We start from the raw sequence: 23,720 nt of genomic DNA, 5'->3' as shown, positions 1-23,720 counted from the left end.
TCGCCTTCTTCTATAATGGGTTGCGGCCACGATAGACTTCATACATTAGCAAGCCTGCAGCCACACCAGCGTTTAAGCTTTGAACGTGTCCAGTCATTGGAATCGTTAATAATTCATCCACTTCTTTATGAAGACCTTGACTCATGCCACGACCTTCATTTCCGATGATTAAGGCAATTGCGCCTTGTGTATTCCAGCGACGATAATCCGTCCCAGACATATCTGTACCAAAAATCCAAAATTGATTCTCTTTTAGCGTTGCAATACTTTGCGCTAGATTCGTTACACGAGCCACTGGAATATGTTCCACGGCCCCTGTTGACGCTTTGGTTACGGTTGGTGTAATTCCCACTGCGCGATGTTTCGGAATGATAATACCGTCCACGCCTGTCGCATCAGCTGTTCGCAAAATTGAGCCAAAGTTATGTGGGTCCTCTAGACTGTCTAAAATTAGGAAAAATGGTGTTGCTGTCTTTTCTTTTGTTTGTTCCAATAATTCTTCTAAAGTTAAATATTGATACGCTGTGATTGCTAAAACCATGCCTTGATGCACGCCGTGATCACTCATCGTATCTAATTTTGCTTTAGGCACCCATTTGACTGGAACCGCCTGTTCTTTCGCTGCTTGTTTTAATTGCTCAATTTTCTCGCCACGAGCATCTTCTTGTAAAAACAATTTATTCCCGCGTCCTTGCTGCAACGCCTCAACAGTGGCATGGAAACCAAAGACAAAGTTATCTGCTAGCTCTTCTGAGGCTCCATCAGCACCTGCTGTCGCTGGTCGTGGGTTCCGTTCTTTTGAACGCTTGTCTGAACGTTCTGGACGTTTCTTACCTTTTTTAAAAGGACGAGATTTTTCATTTTTCATTGGTTTCACCTACTTTCTTGATACACCAGTTAATTAATTCTTCTAAACGTTCTTTTTGTTGTGTCAAATGTAAATAACCCATCAAGGATTCGAAACCGGTCGCTACCCGATAGGTCGTCACATCAGCATTTTTGGCAAAGGTGTGACTTTTAGCATTCCGACCGCGTTTGTACATCACTTCTTCTTCCTCCGTTAGCATTTCTCCCGCTAACATCGCTTGCATTAAGCTTGCTTGGGCTTTTGCTGACACGTAGTGTGTCGCCATGCGATGCAAAACATTCGGTTTCGTTTGTCCTAAGGAAACTAAATAATCACGAATGTAAATTTCATAAATCGCATCGCCAACATAGGCCAAAGCTAAACCGTTTAATTGTTTGTAATCTCTCATTCACTTCTTCTCCATCTCGTTCCTTGCGGAGTATCTTCTAAAACAATGCCTTGTTCTTTTAATAAATCGCGGATTTCATCACTTCGGGCAAAATCACGGTCTTTCCGTGCTTGGTTCCGTTCTTCAATTAACGCATCGACTTGTGCATCCACTAATTCTTCGTTTTTAAAGAATAAACCAAAAATAGCTAACCAGCCACTGAAAAGCTTATCCATCGCCACTAGAACTGGTTCCGAAACTGTCGCTTGTTCACTGTACTGATTCATCATCTTCGCTAATTCATAAACGACCGTAATCCCGTTAGCTGCATTGAAATCATCATCCATTTCCGTAATAAAACGTTGCTCTAATTCGTTTAATTGCGCTAAATAGTGTTCATCCTCTGGCAAACTTGCGACCGCATCTGCTTGTCTAAAACGTAAATTTTCAAACGCATTTTTCAATTTTTGATAATTGGCTGCTGCCTCTTTTAGAGTGCTTTCGCTATAACGAATCGGGCGACGGTACTGGGTGGTGGACATAAAGAAACGTAAAATTTGCGGATCCACTTTTTGAATCATTTCATGAACAGTAATGAAGTTACCTAGGGATTTACTCATTTTTTCATCGTCTTCACCAATTGTGACATAGCCGTTATGCATCCAGTAATTGGCAAAGGTATGGCCTGTTTTGGCTTCGCTCTGTGCAATTTCATTCTCATGATGTGGAAATTCTAAATCTTGTCCACCGCCATGAATATCAATCGTCTCTCCCAAGTGTTTTGTCGCCATGACAGAGCATTCAATATGCCAGCCGGGACGTCCTTTCCCCCAAGGAGAATCCCAAGAAATTTCATCTTCTTTGGCACTTTTCCAAAGAGCAAAATCCAATGGGTCTTCTTTTAATTGTTGTTCAACGCCAGTTCGTTGACTTGCCCCCACTTCTAATTCATCAATCGATTGATGGCTTAATTTACCATAATTAGGGAATTTACGGGTGCGATAATACACATCACCTGCGACCTCATAAGCAAAACCTTTTTCAATTAAAACGTCGATAAAAGCTAAGATATCAGGCATGTGGTCCATCACCCGAGGATGTAACGTTGCTGGTTGGACATTCAATGCTTGCGTGTCTTCTTCAAAGGCTTTGATAAAACGCTCCGCCACTTCCGGCGCAGTAATTTTCAATTCTTTGGCTGCCTTGATAATTTTATCATCGACATCTGTAAAGTTCGAGACATAATTCACTTCATACCCACGATATTCAAAATAACGACGAATCGTATCAAAGGCGATCGCACTGCGCGCATTACCGATATGGATATAGTTATACACGGTTGGTCCGCAGACATACATCCGAACTTTATGCGCCTCAATTGGCGTAAATACTTCTTTTTCTCTGGTCAATGTATTATAAATTTTAATCATGCCCTTTTTCCACCTTTCTTCCATTTAGACGAACGACTTTCGCAGGAACACCCACAGCTGTGGCATCTGCTGGGATGTCTGAAATAACAACAGCACCCGCACCAATTTTTGAACGTTCACCAATCACAACTGGCCCTAAAATTTGAGCTCGTGCCGAAATCATCGCTCCTTTTTTCACTGTTGGATGGCGTTTACCCGTATCACGACCGGTCCCACCTAACGTCACTCCGTGAAACAAAACAACATCTTCTTCTATTTCCGCGGTTTCCCCAATCACAATGCCCATGCCGTGATCGATAAAAACTCCCGCACCAATTGTGGCTCCGGGATGAATTTCTACGCCCGTTATGAAACGCCAAAATTGTGCATGAATCTTCGCCAACAAAAACAACTGATGCCTATATAAGAAATGAGACAAGCGATGCCAAAACAGGGCGTGCAAGCCAGGATACGTTAAAAGAACTTCTAGTGTAGTCCGCGCTGCAGGATCGTTTCTTTTAACAGCTGCGACGCTACGTTTCAACCAACTCATAGGGTGAACTCCTTTCTATTATACAAAAATAAAAAACGTCTTTTAAGCAACAAAAAAACGTTGCTTAAAAGACGCCCATGCGTGGTTCCACTTTTCTTCACAAGAACTAGCTCTTGCCTCGATACAGTTAACGCCTGCCGACGTCTTCGGTTACTTTTTTCACCGAAGCCACTCATAGATGCATTTCGACAAAAGATGCTCGCTGTTCTCACCACCCACAGCGTCTCTGAAATCCATCTGATTGTCTACTTCTTCTATTCTTTGTGTTTTTATAACACTTTATTTAAATGATCTAATGCTTTTTCTTTGCCTAATAATTCGATAGTTTCACCTAATTCAGGACCATGCATTTGTCCAGAAACAGCAATTCGAATTGGCATAAACAAGTTTTTGCCTTTAACGCCGGTTTCTTTTTGGACGGCTTTAATCGCTGCTTTAATACTTGGCACATCGAAAACGTCCAAGGCTTCTAATTGTTCTTTAAACGCATGTAACACAGTTGGCACTGTTTCTCCTTGCAAGAATTCTTTCGCAGCATCATCTAAAACTGGATGTTCATTAAAGAACAAGTTTGATAGTTCCACAATTTCAGCTGCATAACTCATTTGTGGTTGATACAAGCTAACTAATTGTTTTAACCATTCGATTTTTTCAGGAGATGGATTTTCTTCAACACGACCGTCAGCGACTAAATAAGGAAGACACATATCTGTTAGTTCACTTAAGTCCATTTGTTTCATGTATTGATTGTTAATCCATTCTAATTTTTTCGCATCAAAGGCCGCTGGTGACTTGCTTAAGCGTTGTTCATCAAACAATTTAATCAAGTCTTCTTGTGAAAAGATTTCTTCTTCGCCAACAGGAGACCATCCTAGTAAAGCAATAAAGTTGAACATGGCTTCTGGTAAGTAACCTAATTCACGGTATTGTTCAATAAATTGTAAAATTGTTTCATCACGTTTGCTCAATTTTTTGCCAGTTTCTGAATTAATGATTAAGGTCATATGGCCAAAGACAGGTGGTGTCCATTCAAACGCTTCGTAAATCATTAATTGTTTTGGTGTGTTCGCAATATGATCATCGCCACGTAAAACGTGAGAAATTTTCATTAAGTGATCATCTACTGCAACGGCAAAGTTATACGTTGGCATCCCATCACGTTTTTGGATGACAAAATCGCCACCAATGTTATCTGACTCAAAAGTAATTTCACCTTTTACGATGTCATCAAATTTGTATTCTGTGTTACGTGGCACACGGAAACGAATCACTGGTTCTAGACCAGCCGCTTCTTTGGCTGCTTGTTCAGAAGGTGTTAAATTCGCACAAGTGCCTGCGTAGTGAGGCATTTCCCCACGAGCTTGTTGTGCTTCACGTTCTGCTTCTAATTCTTCTGGCGTACAATAACACTTATACGCACGATTGCTACTTAATAATTGATCAATCAATGGTTGGTAAATTTCTTTACGTTCTGATTGACGATATGGACCATATTCTCCCGGATGAGCAGGTGATTCATCCCATTCCATCCCTAACCATGCTAAGTTTTCCAACTGACTTTTCTCGCCGTCTTCGATGTTCCGTTTTTGGTCGGTATCCTCGATACGAATGATAAATTCTCCGTCATTATGGCGGGCAAATAAGTAGTTAAATAATGCTGTTCTTGCATTCCCAATGTGCAAGTGTCCAGTTGGACTTGGTGCGTAACGCACACGAACTTTCGTCATGTTCATTCCTCTTTCCATTTTTTAAAAACAGACGGTTTAACGTCGTTTTCAGTTATTTTTCCAATAAAGCAACGGCAATTGCGCCGATTCCTTCTTTTTTACCAACAAAGCCCATCGTTTCCATGGTCGTTGCCTTAATGTTCACTTGTGTGACCGCTAAGTGGCAACTCGCGGCTAGATTCTTTTTCATCTCTGCCAAGTATGGGCTCATCTTTGGCTCTTCCGCTAAAATTGTACAATCAATATTGCCAATAGTAAAGCCCGACCGCCCAACTTTTTCATTTACTTTTTTTAATAAGTTTACAGAATTCGCATTTTTGAACTGCGGATCGGTTTCGGGAAACAGTTGCCCAATATCACCCAGACCAGCGGCACCAAGGATTGCATCAATAATTGCATGTGTTAAAACATCGGCATCTGAGTGCCCTAACAGACCTTTTTCATAAGGAAGAGTAACCCCACCAATAATTAAAGGTCGTTGCGGAACTAATTGATGAACATCAAAACCTTGACCGATTCGAATCATACTAAGTCCTCACTTTGCTTAATTTTTATCGTTTTTAGGATGGTTATCCTTGCGATCATTAATCCCGCGACCCGCATGCGCCGGTTTGGCAAAAATCATACGCCCAGCTGCGGTTTGTAAAGCACTTGTAACGACCACTTCGATTTGCTCATTCATGTAATGCTGGCCATCTTCAACCACAACCATTGTGCCATCATCTAAGTAAGCGACCCCTTGTTGACGCTCTGTTCCAGCTTTTACAACCATCACATTCATCGTTTCACCTGGAATCACCACTGGTTTCACAGCATTAGCTAAAGCATTAATGTTTAAAACAGGCACATTTTGAAATTCAGAGACTTTATTTAAGTTGTAGTCATTGGTCACAACCACGCCATCTAATAATTTTGCTAATTTGATTAATTTACTATCTACTTCAGAGATATCCTCGAAATCTCCGTCATACATCTCAACGGAGATACCTTCTTCTTTTTGTAAAGCATTTAAAATATCTAAGCCACGACGACCTCTCACCCGTTTTAAACTGTCTCCAGAATCAGCAATGTATTGTAATTCATATAAAACAAAGTTAGGGATGAGCAAAACACCTTCTAAAAATCCTGTTTTCGCGATATCGTAGATTCTGCCATCAATGATGACACTGGTGTCTAAAATTTTGTATTTATGGAAGTTGTCTTCCACTTTACGTTCCAACATTTGTCCTTCGGCGTCTTCCGTATTTGCTTTCTTTTGGCGAGGTGTGAAAACTTTTTTCCATTCCTCAATCCGTGTTGTTCCCATTCGGAAACCTAAGTAACCCAGAATAATCATAACTAGAATTGGTAGTAAACTATTCACGACAGGAATTTGTAAGTTGTACATTGGAATGGAGATAATGACGCCAATTGTTAAACCAATGATGGCACCAATACTTCCAAATAATAAATAGGTTAAACTCATTTCATTTAAAGCTGCTTCGATTTTTTTGACAGCGGAAACAATATACTTTGCTAACCCTAAAGATAAAATAAAGAAAATAATTGCACCGATTAATCCGTTCGTAAAGTTATTGTTTAACCAACTGTTATTGCCTTGCTTAGCCATTTCCCAAGCCATGGGGAAAAGAGAAATTCCTAAACTTGCACCAGCAATGATCATCAGCAACGTGATGATTCGTTTTTGCATATAGCCATCCTCCTCGTTTATTTAATAAAGACGTCTAGTGTTGTGGGGCGTATAAAAATCATACGCCACCAACAACCTAAACGGATTATTTCTACTTTCATTATTTAAAAACTTTTCTTAACGTTTCACCAATTGTTGAAACGCCAATAATTTCAATCCCTTCAGGCGCTTCCCAGCCACCAAGGTTATTTTTAGGGACATAGACTTTTGTAAAGCCTAGTTTTTGCGCTTCACGCACTCGTTGTTCAATACTATTCACGCGGCGGATTTCACCAGTTAAACCAATCTCACCAATGAAACATTCTGAAGATGAGGTTCCTTTTTCTTTATAGCTAGAAGCAATACTGATTGCTAACGCTAAATCAATAGCTGGTTCATTAATTTTGACTCCACCAGCCGCTTTTAGATACGCATCCTGGTTTTGTAATAAAAGGCCTGCCCGTTTTTCTAAAACCGCCATGATTAAAGAAACGCGATTAAAGTCCAACCCGGTGGTCGTTCGCTTGGCATTGCCAAACATCGTTGGGGTAACTAACGCTTGGATTTCCACCAAAATGGGGCGTGAACCTTCCATTGCTACCACAATCGAAGACCCAGTGGCTCCTTCTAAACGTTCTTCTAAAAAGACCTGAGAAGGATTCATAACTTCAACCAATCCATGTGTCTGCATTTCAAAAATACCAATCTCATTCGTTGAGCCAAACCGATTTTTGACAGCCCGTAAAATTCTAAAGGTGTGATGCTTATCTCCTTCAAAATAAAGAACCGTGTCTACCATATGTTCCAACATCCGTGGCCCTGCGATAGACCCTTCCTTCGTTACGTGTCCGACAATAAAAATGGCAATTCCATTCGTTTTTGCCAGTTTCAATAATTCGGCAGTTGTTTCTCGGACCTGACTGACACTACCAGCAACGCTGGTAACATCTGGCTGCGTCATTGTTTGAATCGAGTCAATAATGACATAATCTGGTTCTAATTTTTCAATGGCTCGTGATATTTCGTGCATATCTGTTTCTGCGTATAAGTAAAATGTCTCGTTGACGGTGCCTAGACGCTCCGCTCGCAATTTAATTTGCTCAGCACTTTCTTCACCAGAAACATATAAAACCGTGCCACCTGTGGCTGCTAATTGTTGCGATACTTGTAAGAGCAATGTTGACTTACCAATTCCGGGATCGCCACCGATTAAAACTAATGAACCTGGAACAACGCCACCACCTAAAACCCGATTCAGCTCCACTAATTCAGTTTTTACACGCGGCTCTTTTTTAGGTACAACTTCAGATAGCCGTTGTGGTTGTGTCTTTTTACCAGTCAAACTTACTCTAGCACGACGATCAGAAGTATCTTGAATAACCTCTTCCACCATCGAATTCCATTGTCCGCAATTAGGACAGCGGCCGAGATATTTTGGAGACACATACCCACAGCTTTGACATTCAAATTGAACTTTTGCTTTTTTTGCCATGTAGAATCTCCTTATCTGTTGTTTATTTTAACATTTATTAAATGGTTTGAATAACGTTGCCTACTGAAAAAATGGGCTTTATTTTTGTCCAGACGAACCAAAACCGCCCGTTCTTTCTGCATCGACTTGGTCATCATCCGCTAATAAAAACGGTTTAAAAATCCCTTGGCCAATTCGTTCACCTTTTTCAATGACAACATCTTCATATCCAAAGTTTAAAAATTGGAACATGATATGTCCTTCGTTATTCTCGTTATTATAATAATCACTGTCAATGACTCCGACACCATTCGCTAAAAGTAGGAACCGTTTTAGCGGGTTCGAAGAACGACTCACCAATTCTAAATATTCAGAATCAGGCATATACGCCTTAATTCCTGTTTTAACTAAAATTGGTTTGGGATTTTCTCCAGCTTGTTGTAACTTCCAAAGACTTGGTACAACGACCGTTTCGGCTGCTTGAAAATCATACCCAGCGGCACCTTTTGTTGCTCGTTGTGGGACACTCAAGCCCTCTTCTTGATACTTAGAAATAATCTCAAAACCACGTTGTTTCATATTCATTCTCCCCTACTGTCTAAACTACTCCTATTTTACCATAATCTCTGATACTCTGGTTGTTTTTAGTAAGTTTCTCATTTCTAAAAGCCCAGTTAATCTAGACTACGCAAAAAAGAGGAGAATTTTTGTTTATTTTCCTTCTTTTAGTCTATCATCTTCTCTTAAAATAAACAGACCAAATCCCAAAAAGTCCCAAGATTCCCTCAAAAAGTTCACACTTTCATTAAACTTTCTTTACTATTCATTATTTAGCACTTTCTAGTAGCCGCTGATTTTGTTATAATGAGTGTCAAATTTTACTGTAAAAAGAAACGAGGCACTTATGAGAAACAAACTCCAACAGGCCAAACGAATTGTGATCAAAGTCGGAACCAGTTCTCTGATTTATCCCAATGGCAATATTAACTTAAAAGCAATTGATCAATTAGCCTTTACTTTGAGTGATTTAAGCAACCAAGGCAAAGAAATTATTTTAGTTTCTTCTGGCGCAATTGGTGTCGGACTGAATAAATTAAATCTATCTGTGCGCCCAACGACAATTCCAGAACAACAGGCAGTCGCTGCAGTCGGCCAAGCAGAATTAATGAACATTTATAATCAGCGGTTTTCAACCTATAGCCAACAAATGGCACAAGTTTTATTAACTCGTGATGTTATTGAATATCCTGAAAGTCGCAATAATGTTACCAATACTTTTGAACAACTCTTAAAAATGAATATTATTCCTATCGTCAATGAAAATGATACTGTCGCAATTGAAGAATTGGATCACTTAACCAAGTTCGGGGATAACGATCAATTGTCAGCCATTGTCTGCCAAATTGTTCAAGCTGACTTGTTAGTTATGTTATCAGATATTGATGGTTTCTTTTCAGATAACCCTACTGTCAACAAAGAAGCCACGTTATTTTCTGAAATCAATGAAATTAATAAAGACTTGTTCCAATTAGCCGGTGGTAAGGGGAGCCGCTTTGGCACTGGTGGGATGTCTAGTAAATTAAAAGCTGCTGAACGTGTGTTAGCTAATCAACAGGCGATGATTTTAGCAAACGGAAAGCAGCCAAAAATCATCTTTGAAATTTTAGAAGGAAAAGATATCGGTACGTTATTTATTAAAGGAGGGCATGAAAGTGACTGATTTAAAGCAACTAGGGCAACAAGCTAAAGAAGCCTCTTATACGCTAGGCTTGATGGATACTCGTCAAAAAAATACTTTGTTAAACAAAATGGCCGCAGCCATTGAAGCCAATGCGCCCCGCATTTTACAAGCAAACGCATTAGACTTAGAGCAAGCCGCTACCCACGGAATTTCTGAAACAATGCAAGACCGCTTACGTTTAACAGAAGAACGGATCACAGCGATGGCCGAGGGCATGCGCCAAGTCGCTACTTTACCCGATCCAATTGGGGAAGTAGATAAAATGTGGCGCAATGAAGCGGGGCTGTTAATTGGGCAACAACGCGTGCCTTTAGGTGTTATTGGAATTATTTATGAATCGCGGCCAAACGTGACAACAGATGCCGCTAGCCTTTGTTTCAAATCGGGAAATGCTGTTATTCTTCGAGGCGGAAAAGAAGCGTTTCACTCCAATCAGATATTGGTGACAATTTTACAAGAAGCGCTAATACAAGAAGCCGTTTCTCCCCATCTCATTCAATTTGTTGATGATACTTCTAGAGAAACAGCCCAACAACTTATGCGCTTAAATGACTACTTGGACGTCCTCATTCCACGTGGCGGCGCCAACTTAATCAAAACTGTTTTGACAACGGCCACTGTTCCTGTTATTGAAACGGGCACAGGCAATTGTCATATTTACGTGGACAAAGATGCCCAGTTAACAATGGCAACTGAAATTATTGTCAATGCTAAATGTCAACGTCCTTCTGTCTGTAACGCCGCCGAAACGTTATTAATTCATCAAGAAGTGGCTGAAGCCTTTTTACCAACAATTGAAAAAGCCTTGAAGGAGTTTCACGTGGAACTTCGGGCAGATGAACGTGCGTTAGCAATTTTTGAAGAAGCCATTCCAGCGACTGAACAAGATTGGGAAACGGAATTTCTCGACTTTATCTTAGCAGTGAAAGTCGTTGATTCTTTAGACGAAGCCATCCAGCATATTAATCGCTACAATACAAAACATTCTGAAAGTATTATTAGTGATAATTACTTTGCCACACAACAATTTTTACAACAAGTGGATGCAGCCGCTGTTTATGCGAATGCTTCAACTCGTTTCACGGACGGTTTTGAATTTGGATTTGGCGCCGAAATCGGCATTAGTACGCAAAAATTACATGCCCGTGGACCTATGGGTCTAGCAGAGCTTACTTCGACAAAATATGTTATTTATGGAAATGGGCAAGCACGTTCTTAGAAAGAAAAACCCTTGATTTAAAAATCAAGGGTTTTTCTTTCTCCTCTCCAATGTGCATCTTTACACATGGGATTGTTCACAGTTCTACAATCTATTCTTGATATTTTTTTTGAATCCTCATTATACTTTCTACATATGCTTGTTTCACTTGGACTGGCTCTAAAATTGTCACTTCTTCACCAAAGCCCATAAAATAGTTGGCTAAAAATTGTGTTTCTGTTGGATGAATCTGTCCAACTAAAAAACACTCCGTGGGCGTTTCTTCCAACTGAATATTGTCAAAGCGATGTTTATAAAAAAATTCTTTGCCTTTTTCTGTAATGATTGCTTTAAATGGAATCGTACGTGCCGTCGTTTGTTGATGGCGATACGATTCTTTCAATTCTTCATTCGTAAAATCCAGTGTTTGGTTTAACTGCTGAATAGCCTCCATAAAATCACAGCGGTAAGTACGCCAAGCCTTTTTAGTCACATCATAGCCTGAACAATACCAATACCCTTCTAAAATAGTTAACCGGGTTGGTAAGATTTTTTTCGTTGTTGCTTCATATCTGGTATAGTTAAACTGAATTACTTGTTGCGCCAAAATACAATGAAACAGCTGCTCTAAATTGCCTGGTGCTTCTACTTGTTCAATTCCTTCGTAATAGACGACCTTACTCATTTGACTGATTTTAAATTGGGTTGGTTCATCTAAAGAATGCAATAATTTTTGCTTAATCTGCTGATAGGAATGACCAAACGGTGACTCTGCGACTAATTTCAGTAATTGTAACGAAAAAAAGATCGCTAACACTTCGTTTTCATTAAAATAAATCGGCGGCAACAACGGTTTGTTTAAAACTCGATAGCCACCATAACGACCATTCTCCACATATAGCGGCACGCCTAAATTTTCCAAAGCTTCAATATCCCGCAAAGCTGTGCTTTTAGAAATCCCAAAAGTTTTCATTAACTGATTTAAATTAAACTGAGGATGGGTTCTCAAGAAAAAAAGTTCCTGATTTAAACGTTCTGATTTTTTCATTTTTCCCTCCATCGGTGTCACTTTTTGACACCTTTTATTGTTATACTTATCTTATCAATCTTAGGAGGTTCAAACAATGAAAAACACACAATTTGCCCTTTTTATGGTCTTAAATGGACGAGCAACGGAAGCCTTGACGTTTTACCAAGAAGCCTTTGCTGGTGATATTCTTTTTAAAATTACTAATCAAGAATTTAAAGAGCGCTTAAATCCTTCTTTGACCATTCCCGCTGGCGAAGAACACTGGCTTTCTCACTCGATTTTACAAATGGACACTTTTCAATTACAACTAGCTGATAATCCTTTGTTTGCAGGAATGAATACCACGCCCACAGAACAATTGACCCTCAGCTTAACCGTCGACAGCCGTCACTCTGCCAAAACAATTTTTGAAAAACTCACGTGCCATCCCGAATCCTGTATTATCCAAGAACCAATTGAAAATGAATTTGCAACATTTTATGCGATTGTGAAAGATCCTTTTGGTTTAGTCACTCAAATTACTCATGAAAAACAAGCAGATCCTACCAAGAAAGGACGTTAGCCGAAGAATGCGAACCTATGAATCAAAAGAAGCCTTGATTGAGGCCATTCAAATAGCTTCACAAAAATATTTAGCTGAATTTGCAGAAATTCCTGAAACACTTAAAGATCACCGAATTGAAATAGTAGCTAAAACACCTTCAGAGAACTTAGCCTATCAATTAGGCTGGCTCAACTTGCTGCTTTCTTGGGAAGAACAAGAACAACGTGGTCTGACCGTTCAAACGCCAGCTGAAGGCTATAAATGGAATCAACTGGGCGCTCTCTATCAATCATTTTATCAAACCTATGGACAAATGAGTTTAGAAAGTCAGCTGATTGCGTTGCAAGACACCTTAGAAAAATTACTTCATTGGATTGACTCGCTTTCCGAAGATGAATTATTTTTACCTCAACAACGGGCTTGGGCGACCACCAAAGCACAATGGCCTCTTTGGAAATGGATTCACATTAATAGCGTTGCCCCTTTTACTAGTTTCCGAACGCAAATTCGCAAATGGAAAAAAGCGTGTCTTTAAAAAGTTATCCACATTTTTTCAAAAAAAGCTTGACAAGCATTTTTAAATTCTCCACAGAAAACTTTGTGGATGAAATTTCTTATTTTTTCCAAAAAACTTTTCCACAGTGTTTATTTGTTCGACATTAAATCTTTGTAAATTCTAGAAAAAAGAAGATGAAAACGTTGTTTTAATAACGTTTTCATCTTCTTTCAACTTTATGGGTTCCTTTACTTTTAGCAAGCAGGACTTCTGAACTTACGTCTATTTTTTTTAGCAACTCGAAAACTTATCCTTGTGGATAAACCGAGATAAAAAGCTCTTTTGTGGTTTTCAACAGAGTTATGCACAAAGTTATCCACAAGGTGTTTTCAGCAATTTTTCGGAGAATATTCGTTGTTTAATCTGGTGATTTAGCATTTGAATGTCAATCTCTTACTACTAATTCTTCTTCACTCCACCCTTAGGATCCTAATAAAATTTTAAAGTTTTTCTTCTATTGGTACATCAAATAAAGAGTATGATAAACTATAGGTACTTTCGAAAAATCAGGTGAGGTTATTTATGAAAAATAAAAGTAGGCAGTTTTTAAAAAACAACTGGCCTTATATGTTAGCCAGTTTCTTCATTCCATTTTTAATTATGGCAATTATCTATTTGAGTATTGGGATTTATCCAGGAAGTAGTCGCAGTGTTTTAGCCAGCGATGCCTTTTCTCAATTTTCAAACTTTCACGCAAGCTTTAACAATGTTCTTCATGGAAAACAAAGTCTTTTCTATACGTGGAATGCTTCTTTGGGATTAAACTACTTGTCCTTAATTTCCTATTATCTTGGTGGCTTATTTACGCCGCTCGTCTTTTTCTTTAACAATCAAAACATGCCTGATGCGCTCTATTTCCTAACGTTGTTGAAAATTGGGAGTGCTGGCTTGAGTTTTTGGTTCTTGGCAAAACAAACCTTTAAGATTCCTAAATGGTCCCATGTGACTTTAAGTGTGTCTTATGCGCTAATGTCCTTCATTGTGGCCCATTCAGAATTAATTATGTGGCTGGATGCCTTTATTTATCTGCCACTCGTAATTTTAGGAATTCATCGTTTAATGGACCAACGAAAGCCGACATTATTGTTTGTCAGTTATTTCTTGCTTTTCATTACAAATTATTATTTTGGCTTTATGATTGGGTTGTTTTCCTTCCTGTACTATTTTGCACGAACGTTTACAGACTGGCAACGATATAAATCTCGAATCGTTGCGTATTTTACTACTTCTCTTTTAGCTGGTGGAGCATCCATGATTATGGTCTTACCTGCTGTCTTAGATTTACGAACCAATGGTGAAACTCTTTCTGAAATTACAACCTTTAAAACAGAAGCGACTGCCTTTTTAGATATTATTATGAAAAATATGATTGGCGTTTACGATACAACCAAATATGGGTCCATTCCTTTTATTTACATTGGGTTGTTGCCTTTGATTTTTTGTCTCTTCTATTTCGTTACGAAAGAAGTTCCATTGAAAAACAAACTACTTTTTGGCAGTTTGTTTGTCCTATTGATTGCTAGCTTTTACATCACGCCCTTAAATTTATTCTGGCACGGCATGCATGCGCCGAACATGTTTCTTTTTCGCTATAGTTTCCTCTTTTCATTCTTAGTTATTTTGCTTGCAGGTTATGGTTGGGAGAAATTTGAAAAGGATGATCTCGGCGTCTTAAGCGGCTTGATTTTGATTCTTTTAGCAATTTTTGCTCTTGCAATGGGCACAAAAGGTGCTACTAGTTATACGTATGTGACTTTAACCTCTTTCGTATTAACAGCAACTTTTTTACTATTATACTTTTTCGGAATTGCTTTTTATCAATTGAAAAAAGCGCCTATGCAATACTTAGTGATTTTGTTATTGCTGCTCGTTTCTGGTGAAGCAATCATTAACACACGGGCGATGGTCACTGGTATTTTAGATGATTGGAACTACGCATCACGTAGCTTGTATTCTGAACCTTATCCTGACCTAAAAAATCTAGTCGATCAGACAAAAAAAGAAAATGATACCTTTTACCGCTTGGAAAATCTAAATGGTGTTTCGGCCAATGACGGCATTAACTATGGCTACAGTGGCATTAGCATGTTTTCTTCCGTACGGAACCGACATTCTTCAACATACCTAAACGCCTTAGGTTTCCGCTCACGAGGCACGAATTTAAATATTCGTTACCAAAATAATACCTTGTTAATGGATGCTTTGATGGGCATTAAATACAATATTGCTGAAAACAATCCAATGAAATTCGGCTTTGAACGACAAGCAGCTGCTGGTAAATATCAGCTTTATCGTAACGAAAATGCTTTGCCGTTAGGATTTTTAGCAGACAAAGAGATTTACAATGTCCGGCAACCTCTCAATGATAATTTAGGTAGTCAAACAAATTTACTAAATGCTTTAGCCAATACCAATGAACGGTATTTTACCTTTTATCAACCAACGATGACGCTTCAAAATAACGTGACAATTACGCAAAATACAGCTGGCGTAACTTTTACGGAGAAACAACATAACGTAGCCAAAGAGATTTCTTATACAGTCAATGTGCCCGCCAATACGCAAGCTTATTTGAGTTTATTCCCAACGGATTTTGCTCAATTGGAAAGTTCCACTGCGACGGTCACCGTGAATGGTTCAAGTCAGCAATCACAAATTGGCATTACTGGCCAATATTATAATTTAGGTTACTATCCCAAAGATACAACTGTTAACTTCAAAGTAAGTTTTTATGGAACCAAAGCAGTAAGTTTTGTTCAGCCGCAAGTGGTTGGCTTAAATACCAATGCATTTGAAAAAGCCATTTCCGCCGTACAAGAAAAAGGCGTTGATTTAACCACTGGCAAACGCTCTGCTTCAGGTACTTTTACCGCCGACAACAATCAAGTACTCGTCACTACAATTCCTTATGACAAAGGTTGGCGTGTCAAAATTGACGGCAAAAAAGTTACCCCAAAAGCCTTTAAAGATGCCTTTCTAAGCGTTCCTGTCAGCGCTGGAACCCATACTATTCAGTTCTCTTATTTACCAGAAGGATTGATTCCTGGCATCGTGTTATTCGTTCTATGTACTGGTGGTTTCGTTGCATACGTAACCTTGATTCCTGCTAGACGAAACCGTAAAAAAGAAGACAAATAAAAAATCACGCGATGGATAAGTCATCGCGTGATTTTTTTAAATTTCAGTCATTGCTTCTTCCACAAGCGAAACACTTTGATGTCTTCCTTTCGTAATCAACAAGGAAAGTTGCACAAAAGCAAAGAGTACACTGGTCCGCTTAGGATAAGCAAAATAACGAGGTTGCCAACTAGTGACATATTGTTCTTTGCGCTTGCGTGTATCTTGAAACGCATAAATTTGATAACTATACTTGTAAAAAATATTAACAAAGCGTTCTTTTAAGAAAGAGTACTTGCTCTCCCCTACGTTAGCCAACGGAGCCATCCCAATATCAATTAATTGATAGCCCTGCTGTTGATAGGTTTCAATAAAATGAGTGAACAAATATTCTCTAGTAAAAGCAGGTGCTTCTGAACGAATACGTAACAAATCATACGAAATACTTTTGCCTTTTTCCATTTCTTTTCCAGTAATGAAACCGATGACCGTTTGTTTCTGTCTCACCAAGCCCACGCTACTGCATTTCAAGTACTCGGGATCCAACCGTCCACCAATAAAGTAGCGCTCTTTTTGATTCCGTGACCAGTCCGCAGAAACTCGTTCTAACTCTTGATATAAGGCATCACTAATCGTTTCGGGATAAAATTCAAACTGAAAATCCGCTACTTCTGCTGCTATTTTTTCAGTCACTGTTTCCGTCCAGGCTGTTTGATTCACTGTTGACGGCTCATCAAATTGAATCAAGCCTTCTTCCCCAACTTTCATAAATTCAAAGCCGCAATCGTGAAGATTCATAACATATTCTTCCGAGATACGATAAAAAACTAATTGATAACCTAACAAATCAGCTTGATCCATAAACGCCAGTGTCGCCGCTGTCCATTTCTCTCGTTGCCCAATTGGATCCGCCAAGACAAAGCATTTATTAAACTTCATTTGAAACCCAAAAAGTACTTGATCTTCGCCTTCTTCTTGGTAATAAAAATGACCATAATCCTTTAAATATAAAAATTGACTGCCTTCGTTGCCACCAAATTTTTCCAAAAAGCGTGTCAACCGCGCTTCTTCAAACCCCTCACCTAAAGTAACAGTTGTTTCGGCTAAATATTGATACAAAAAGAATAAACCAATCAAGGAAATACTTAATCCAATCAATCCGTTAAACCAAACATCATCTGACGGAAACAACAAAAAGTGATTGATAACTTGATTGCCACCAGCTGGTCGTGCGGCGTAATAGCCAGCAACCGCATAACCGATAAACAAGCAGCCAAACAAAATACTATCTACCGTTAAAGCGCCCCATGAATAAACAAACTTTTCACGATAAAATTCTTTACGAGCCAAAATAACCGCCAATAAAATAACGGCATAAACAGCAATTAACTGCCACGAAGTCGTTCGTGCCACCGTATTTACAATACAAAATCCTAGTAAAATAATTGTAGGCCAATAAGCTTTTTTCACTTTCATAGAAATGCCTCGAGCTAAACCTAATAACAAGAATCCTACAAATAAATTCAATGTTTGATCTAAAAAATTAAAAGAAAAGGGAAGTAACACTTGGAATAAACGACTGACATTCGACAAATTCGTCACAGTCGATAATAGAACCATCATAATTCCTGCAAAATATAACGCCGCCACCAAAATAAAATGCGCCACTTTTTGTGAAAATAACCGAGGTAAATTATCAAAAAATTGATTAACTTTCATGCCTGCTTGTTGCAAGAACAAAATAACTCCTGTCATAAAAGGCGTCACATAATAGAACAAACGATAATACAACAACCAGACGACCGCTTGTGATCGATCAATCCCTAATTGTGATAAGCCCAAAATCATTAAGACATCAAACGTTCCCATACCACCAGGAACCATAGTTAACATCCCAATCAACGTAGCGATAACAAACATTGGGTAAACAGAAACCATCGAAACTGGCACCTGCATCAAGCGACCTATCATCAAGAAAGCAAACATCCCACCTAGCCATTGACCTAATGAAGCGCCGAATAAAAGGAGCACCGCTTTTGGAAAAAATGTTTTAAACAATGTTCGCCGTTTTAAATACGTGAAAAACCAGAGCGCTGGCGCAATTAGGCTGCCCAATAATAACCAAACCCAATATTCACGAAAAACATTTTGGGTTCGAATAAAAAATAAATCAACAAACGCCACAAAAGATAAAATAGATAACCCTGAAATCAAGAACAGAGCAACTTTTGAGACCGTTGCTACAACCTTGCCCCGCGGTACATCTTTTCCGTAAAAATTAATCCGTAGCGTTGCCCCAACCACGCCGCCAAAACCCGCTAAGTTATTAATGGTATTAGTGACCCAAGCCGAAGTTAACCAATCCATTCGTTTCATTGGTGGCTTACCTTCTTTTTCCAATAATTTAACGACTACATAGTCATAAAGGAGCATCGGAATAACCCCTAATAGTCCTGCCAAGACCATACCAATTAAACGCCCCGTACTTTGTTGTTCCATCGTGGAAAAAATATCCGCCCAGGTCATGCCTTGAGCGATATGTGTCACTTGGTTAGCCACGAAAACTAATACAGAACCAAGAAAAATTAGTTTCAATAATAAACTGTGTTCTTTCAACCACTGCGTTAGTTGGCTAATATTTTTTTTCATCTTATAGCCTCTTTCATATCTCTTTTCTATTCATTTAACTTTCGTTTTATCGATTTTCTTCCATGGTAGCCTATTTGCTGAAAATTTTCCAGCACGGCTAGACATTTTGGCTGAATCGTATTGTTTTATTGAAAAAAAAGAGTGAAAAAAATCTAAGACGATTTTTTCTCACTCTTTTAACTGTATTTTTTACGCCACTACTTCTGCGATAATCTCAATCTCCACCAACACATCCATCGGTAATTTAGAGATTTCAATCGTTGTGCGTGCAGGATATTCCGCACTAAAATACTCAGCATAGACTTCATTGAATGCCGTGAAATCCGCCATATTTTGTAAATAGCATGTCGTTTTGACTACATGAGCAAAATCACTACCAGCTTCTGTTAAAAGCCCTTGAATATTTTTCAGTACTTGATTGGTTTGTTCTTTAATCGTTGTCCCAACCACCTTGCCTGTTTCAGGATCCAGTGGAATCTGACCAGAAGTAATCAATAAACCATTCACAATTTTTGCTTGTGAATATGGCCCAATTGCTTGTGGTGCTTGCTTTGTTTTAATTGTTTTCATTTCTTTTCCCCCAGTAAATGACAAGTTGTTACTTTTTGTTATTTTATTTGTTTCTATTTTTCCATTGTACTGCAACCATTTTCGGAATGCTATCTTTTCTCAATTATTCCCAAGCGCTGATGTTGTGCCATCCTTTTGTAAAACAGCTTCAAAACCTTGGCGCATCCTTTCAAGTCCCTCGTGTAGTTTTGCTTGCGAACAGCCAATATTTAACCGTAAAAATCGCTGTCCATTACCGCCATAAATTGAGCCGTCCATAATGGCGACTTTCCCCACAGAAACTAAAGCCTCTTGTAAGCGGGCCACATCTGGAACTGCCGCTGATACGTCCAACCACATTAAGTAAGTGGCTTCCAGCTCCGTCACTTTAATTTTTGGCAAATATGTCTGTAAAAAATCTTTCACGTAACGTTGGTTCTCCGCTAAATAATCATTCAACTCGTCAACCCAAGTACCACATTTTTGATAGGCCGTCATGGTTGCTAGCATTCCCAAAATACTTGTTGATGATAAACCATCGGCATTTTTTAATTTGAGCTGAAAAGCGTCACGTAATTCGTTATCTGGAATTAGGGCGTAAGCAAAAATCAGCCCTGGAAAATTAAAGGTTTTCGTGCCACTGGTAATAATGGCAGATTTTTTATAACCAAATTGCGTAATTGGTCGATGAACTTGGCCTTTATTAACGATATCCATATGAATTTCATCAGAAAGTAAAAACACATCATACTGTTGGCACAATGAAACCATTCGCTCTAATTCCCATTGCTCCCAAACACGTCCTGTTGGATTATGCGGGGAACATACAAGCAAACAGCGATTTTCTGGTTGCGCTAGTTTTTTTTCTAAATCAATAAAATCAATGCTGTAGCGCTTCTCTTGATAAAGCAGTTCATTTGCCACTACTTGCCGCTTATTTTCCTGAATAACTTTAAAAAATGCATCATACGCAGGTGTTTGTAAAATAATGCCCTCCCCTTCATTAGTTAATAATTGGATCAACGCAGAAATCCCATAGATAACGGTCGGGGTATACATAATCCAGTGTTCTTCAATCTTCGTCTGGAATCTTGTCTGGTACCACGTTTGAATTGCTTCTTTTAATTGCGGATGGTTCCACCTCGTATAGCCAAATACGGGATGTTTCAAACGCTCCTGTAATGTTGCCAGAACTGCCTCTGGCACAGCAAAATCCGTATCGGAAATAGTGAAGGGAAGCAAGTCCGCTTCCCCAAATCGGTCTTCTACAAAATCCCACTGTGTACAATACGTTCCTCGTCGATCAATTGCTTTATCAAACGACACACTCTTCACCTTCTGTCTTTTTTCTAACCTAAAATCATCTCTAATTGATTACGGACCGTTGTCACTTTGGTTCCGATAATCACTTGCACATTCTGCGCATCTAAATGCACGACGCCTAAAGCCCCTAATTGCTTTAATTTGTCATCATCTACTTTATTAGCATCTGCTAACACTAAACGTAAACGCGTAATGCAATTATCAATAGCTTGAATATTCTCTTGCCCACCCAAAGCCGCTAAAATCCCAGGCGCATCATAGCCACCCGTTTTCTTATATTGAACTTCTTGATCGGTATATTCAGTCTCATCTAAGACCTTGTCTCGTCCAGGTGTTTTTAAATCAAAGGTTACAATGACTGTTTTAAAGACGAAATAATAAACAACAAACCAGATAGCGCCGACAATGAGAACCCACCACCATTTTGTATAAGTTCCTTGTAACAAGCCAAAAATAACAAAGTCCAGTAGCCCGCCATCAGTGTTTCCAATCACAACACCCAATAAAGCCATTACCATGAAACCTAGACCAGTCATAATGACATGAAACAGCCATAATAATGGACTAATAAATAAGAATAAAAATTCAATTGGTTCTGTAATGCCAGTGATAGCCGTAGCAATTACACCTGAAAGGAGTAAGCCTTTAATCTTATGTCGATTCGCCGGAGCTGCAGTATGATACATCGCAAGCGCCGCCGCTGGTAAGCCAAAAATAAAGGTCGGCATTTTCCCTTGTGACAAGAAAGCTGTTGCGCTTGGTGAAATCGGTAAATTATTTTGCAATTCTGCATAGAAAATATTTAACGCACCAAACACTTCTTTGCCAGCCACCACCGCTGAACCCCCTGCTTCAGTAAAACGAATCATGGAAACCAAAATATGATGCAACCCAAACGGCAACAGTAAACGTTCCCCTGACCCAAACAGAAAAGGCCCAAAAATACCAGAACGTTGGATAAGTTGGCCAATCGCCATAATCATTAGCGCGAAAAGTGGCCAAACTAACGGAATGACTAAGCCCACGAAGGCCATCACTAATGAAGTAATAATTGGCACAAACCGTGCGCCAGAAAAGAAGGCAAAACTATCTGGTAGTTGCACCGTATAAAATCGATTATGCAACTTATAGACAATAAGCCCCGCGATAATTCCACCGAGAACGCCCATTTCAATCGTTTGAATCCCAAAAACCATTCCTTGGCCAGCTTCCCGCAACTGTTCAGGATCCACGAGGCGATTCGTCTGCACTAAATAGAAATTAATCGCTAAATTCATCACCGTATAGCCTACGAAACCTGAAAACGCAGCAATTCCTTTTTCTTTCCGAACTAACCCCAACGGAATGGCCATTGCAAACATGACAGGTAAATAGGCAAACGCAAAACCACCAATTGTCGACATAAATTGGAAAATAATTTTCACTGCGGGCTTTCCTAAAAACGGGATTGTTTCAATCATGGATTCACTGGAAAAAGAACTTCCTAATCCCAACAAAATCCCCATAAAAGCTAATAAAGCCACTGGCAACATAAACGTTTTACCTAATCCTTGGAAAAACTCCCAGAAAGTCGCTTTCTTTTTCTTTACTGCCATTTCTTAACTCCTCCATTCATTCTTTACAAAACTAAAAATGATTGCGTTTACATTCATTGCCCTCATTATAACTAGCCCAAAACAAAGAAAAAAGAGGCTACACTTTTTCTGTATCCCCTTACATCATTTAGTATGGTGTTGCATAAAATTACCGCGGCTGCTTTGCCTCTGCGTACATTAATAAAACCGTATCGAACAAACAAATGACAGCAATTCTTGAACTTAAATCCACGCGCTGATGATAACGTGTCGTCCCTTTGGCAAATAACGTCGTCGTCGACAATTTTTCCAAGGTGCTTCCTTTAGTCGAAATCAAACTAATCATCGGCACTTGCTGTTCCTGCGCTACACGTGCATACGCTAAAATCCCCTTAGTTTCTCCTGTATAACTGACAAAAATGGCTAAATCCTGTCCATCCAGATTCTTAACTGCTGCCGCTTGTTCATCCCAATCAGATCGTGCATAGGCTTTTTTTCCTAAAAATGTTAGCTTTCGTGCAAAATCAGTACAAATAGGAAAACTGCCACCAACACCGAACACTTCAATCGTATTCGCGCACTCAATCATTTTTAGCATTTCCGCGACTTTGGCTTCATCCATCTGTTGAAAACTATCTTGCACGTTGGCGATCAATTGTTGCGTAATGGCTTGAAAACTACGACTATCGCTTTCTGTGCTCTCGCTCTGCACCGATTGGACGATCGCATATTTTAATTCTTGGAAGCCTCGATAACCTAAGTGTTTGGCTGTCCGAGAAATAGTGGCTGTTGAAACAAACAACGCCTGCGCCACCTCATAAATGGTTTGTGAACTAATTTCCGTCATATGCGTCAAAATATAATCCAGTACTTGATTTTCAATTTTACTTAAATCATTTCGTTTCTTTTCTAACAAAGCGATTAATCCCTCAGTCGTCATCCAATCCCTCACTTTAAATCCTTTTTTATAATTATACACCAGAATATTCTGATTATTTCAATAAGAAAGTCCAAAATAACCAACAGCGGCTCCATCATTCGCCAGAGAAAAAAATCAGCCTTCCGATGGAGGTGCTTGTTGCGCATTCTTGCTATACTCTGTATATAGAAAACAGGAAAAATTTGGAGGTAGTACGTATGAATAATCAACGACCAATGTTTATAAATATTCTTTTAGTGTTCCTTTTATTTTTAGTTGTCGGTTCACTCTTTAGTGCCGTTGTCGGTATCGTGGGAAGCTTATTGTGGCTAGCAGTAAAAATTTTAGTTCCCGTAGCGATTATCGTGTGGCTTGTTCGAACAATTTCGGGAAATAATGGTAACTGCCACCGTCGTTATTAAAAAAAAACAGGTTTTCCTTTTCGGAAAACCTGTT

21 protein-coding genes and 1 other annotated feature are annotated in these 23,720 nt (G+C 39.1%); of the genes, 6 read left to right on the top strand and 15 right to left on the bottom strand.

All coding sequences use genetic code 11. The annotated features are described in order from the left end of the window. Positions 1-10 precede the first annotated feature (10 nt). The 9 genes from rlmB to MKZ30_RS00180 all read right to left on the bottom strand — a co-directional run bounded on the left by rlmB (position 11) and on the right by MKZ30_RS00180 (position 8,649). The gene (gene rlmB, locus MKZ30_RS00220; protein ID WP_033600584.1) at positions 11-868 is read right to left on the bottom strand and encodes a 23S rRNA (guanosine(2251)-2'-O)-methyltransferase RlmB; all 858 of its coding nucleotides are present in this window, start codon (positions 866-868) and stop codon (positions 11-13) included. Further along, positions 858-1,256 carry a Mini-ribonuclease 3 gene (locus MKZ30_RS00215; RefSeq protein ID WP_002356056.1) on the bottom strand — a complete coding sequence of 133 codons (399 nt, stop codon included), beginning with the start codon at positions 1,254-1,256 and terminating at the stop codon, positions 858-860. The genes rlmB and MKZ30_RS00215 overlap by 11 nt, the downstream gene beginning before the upstream one ends. Continuing rightward, positions 1,253-2,665, bottom strand: coding sequence for a cysteine--tRNA ligase (gene cysS / locus MKZ30_RS00210; protein ID WP_002370606.1), 1,413 nt, complete (start codon positions 2,663-2,665; stop codon positions 1,253-1,255). Before cysS ends, MKZ30_RS00215 begins: the two co-directional genes overlap by 4 nt. Further along, positions 2,658-3,197 (bottom strand): serine O-acetyltransferase EpsC, encoded by a 540-nt coding sequence (gene epsC, locus MKZ30_RS00205; RefSeq protein ID WP_002356054.1) that lies wholly within the window; start codon positions 3,195-3,197, stop codon positions 2,658-2,660. Before epsC ends, cysS begins: the two co-directional genes overlap by 8 nt. A 64-nt stretch (positions 3,198-3,261) precedes the next feature. Then, positions 3,262-3,468 (bottom strand) — a binding site (T-box leader). Further along, entirely contained in the window at positions 3,467-4,924 is a 1,458-nt protein-coding gene (gene gltX, locus MKZ30_RS00200) for a glutamate--tRNA ligase (RefSeq protein WP_002389540.1), read from the bottom strand. Its footprint overlaps the feature before it by 2 nt. 52 nt (positions 4,925-4,976) lie before the next feature. Next, positions 4,977-5,450 (bottom strand): 2-C-methyl-D-erythritol 2,4-cyclodiphosphate synthase, encoded by a 474-nt coding sequence (gene ispF, locus MKZ30_RS00195; protein ID WP_002367570.1) that lies wholly within the window; start codon positions 5,448-5,450, stop codon positions 4,977-4,979. Between the two features lie 18 nt (positions 5,451-5,468). Next, complete coding sequence (locus MKZ30_RS00190; RefSeq protein WP_002383500.1) at positions 5,469-6,614, bottom strand: PIN/TRAM domain-containing protein; 1,146 nt, start codon at positions 6,612-6,614, stop codon at positions 5,469-5,471. Between the two features lie 100 nt (positions 6,615-6,714). Beyond that, positions 6,715-8,085 (bottom strand): DNA repair protein RadA, encoded by a 1,371-nt coding sequence (gene radA, locus MKZ30_RS00185; RefSeq protein ID WP_002356050.1) that lies wholly within the window; start codon positions 8,083-8,085, stop codon positions 6,715-6,717. 78 nt (positions 8,086-8,163) lie between these two features. Next, positions 8,164-8,649, bottom strand: coding sequence for a dCTP deaminase/dUTPase family protein (locus MKZ30_RS00180; protein WP_002367569.1), 486 nt, complete (start codon positions 8,647-8,649; stop codon positions 8,164-8,166). Positions 8,650-8,968: 319 nt separating this feature from the next. Here MKZ30_RS00180 and proB point away from each other — a divergent pair, with 319 nt between their 5' ends. Both proB and MKZ30_RS00170 read left to right on the top strand, forming a co-directional pair. Beyond that, a complete protein-coding gene (gene proB / locus MKZ30_RS00175) occupies positions 8,969-9,784 on the top strand; it encodes a glutamate 5-kinase (protein WP_010714974.1) in 816 nt (271 codons plus the stop codon). Beyond that, a complete protein-coding gene (locus tag MKZ30_RS00170; protein WP_002383503.1) occupies positions 9,771-11,024 on the top strand; it encodes a glutamate-5-semialdehyde dehydrogenase in 1,254 nt (417 codons plus the stop codon). The genes proB and MKZ30_RS00170 overlap by 14 nt, the downstream gene beginning before the upstream one ends. A 91-nt stretch (positions 11,025-11,115) precedes the next feature. Here MKZ30_RS00170 and MKZ30_RS00165 read toward each other — a convergent pair whose 3' ends face one another. Next, complete coding sequence (locus tag MKZ30_RS00165) at positions 11,116-12,063, bottom strand: helix-turn-helix transcriptional regulator (RefSeq protein ID WP_002383504.1); 948 nt, start codon at positions 12,061-12,063, stop codon at positions 11,116-11,118. Between the two features lie 64 nt (positions 12,064-12,127). Between MKZ30_RS00165 and MKZ30_RS00160 the strand changes: the two genes are divergently transcribed. From MKZ30_RS00160 to MKZ30_RS00150, 3 genes are all read left to right on the top strand, one after another. Beyond that, positions 12,128-12,595: a VOC family protein gene (locus tag MKZ30_RS00160; protein WP_002383505.1), complete on the top strand. Its 468-nt coding sequence runs from the start codon at positions 12,128-12,130 to the stop codon at positions 12,593-12,595. Between the two features lie 7 nt (positions 12,596-12,602). Beyond that, the gene (locus MKZ30_RS00155; RefSeq protein ID WP_002419441.1) at positions 12,603-13,112 is read left to right on the top strand and encodes a ClbS/DfsB family four-helix bundle protein; all 510 of its coding nucleotides are present in this window, start codon (positions 12,603-12,605) and stop codon (positions 13,110-13,112) included. Positions 13,113-13,655: 543 nt separating this feature from the next. After that, a complete protein-coding gene (locus tag MKZ30_RS00150; protein ID WP_033600585.1) occupies positions 13,656-16,271 on the top strand; it encodes a YfhO family protein in 2,616 nt (871 codons plus the stop codon). 36 nt (positions 16,272-16,307) lie between these two features. On the opposite strand, the gene mprF is transcribed toward MKZ30_RS00150, so the two are convergent. The 5 genes from mprF to MKZ30_RS00125 form a co-directional block, all read right to left on the bottom strand. Next, positions 16,308-18,899 carry a bifunctional lysylphosphatidylglycerol flippase/synthetase MprF gene (gene mprF, locus MKZ30_RS00145; RefSeq protein ID WP_033600586.1) on the bottom strand — a complete coding sequence of 864 codons (2,592 nt, stop codon included), beginning with the start codon at positions 18,897-18,899 and terminating at the stop codon, positions 16,308-16,310. 189 nt (positions 18,900-19,088) lie between these two features. Next, on the bottom strand, positions 19,089-19,469 hold the full coding sequence (locus tag MKZ30_RS00140) for a RidA family protein (protein ID WP_010714971.1): 381 nt from the start codon (positions 19,467-19,469) through the stop codon (positions 19,089-19,091). Between the two features lie 99 nt (positions 19,470-19,568). After that, positions 19,569-20,783, bottom strand: a complete 1,215-nt coding sequence (locus tag MKZ30_RS00135) for a MalY/PatB family protein (RefSeq protein ID WP_016614454.1) — start codon at positions 20,781-20,783, stop codon at positions 19,569-19,571. 14 nt (positions 20,784-20,797) lie between these two features. Then, the gene (gene malX / locus MKZ30_RS00130; protein WP_002378674.1) at positions 20,798-22,366 is read right to left on the bottom strand and encodes a maltose/glucose-specific PTS transporter subunit IIBC; all 1,569 of its coding nucleotides are present in this window, start codon (positions 22,364-22,366) and stop codon (positions 20,798-20,800) included. Positions 22,367-22,514: 148 nt separating this feature from the next. Continuing rightward, positions 22,515-23,285 carry a MurR/RpiR family transcriptional regulator gene (locus MKZ30_RS00125; RefSeq protein WP_010714969.1) on the bottom strand — a complete coding sequence of 257 codons (771 nt, stop codon included), beginning with the start codon at positions 23,283-23,285 and terminating at the stop codon, positions 22,515-22,517. Between the two features lie 197 nt (positions 23,286-23,482). Between MKZ30_RS00125 and MKZ30_RS00120 the strand changes: the two genes are divergently transcribed. Beyond that, positions 23,483-23,686, top strand: coding sequence for a hypothetical protein (locus tag MKZ30_RS00120; protein WP_033600588.1), 204 nt, complete (start codon positions 23,483-23,485; stop codon positions 23,684-23,686). Positions 23,687-23,720: the final 34 nt, after the last annotated feature.

The organism is Enterococcus sp. LX10, assembly GCF_023539285.1.
Lineage (GTDB): Bacteria > Bacillota > Bacilli > Lactobacillales > Enterococcaceae > Enterococcus > Enterococcus faecalis.
Note: the sequence above shows the minus strand (reverse complement) of the source record. Positions and strands in the feature narration are given on the sequence as shown.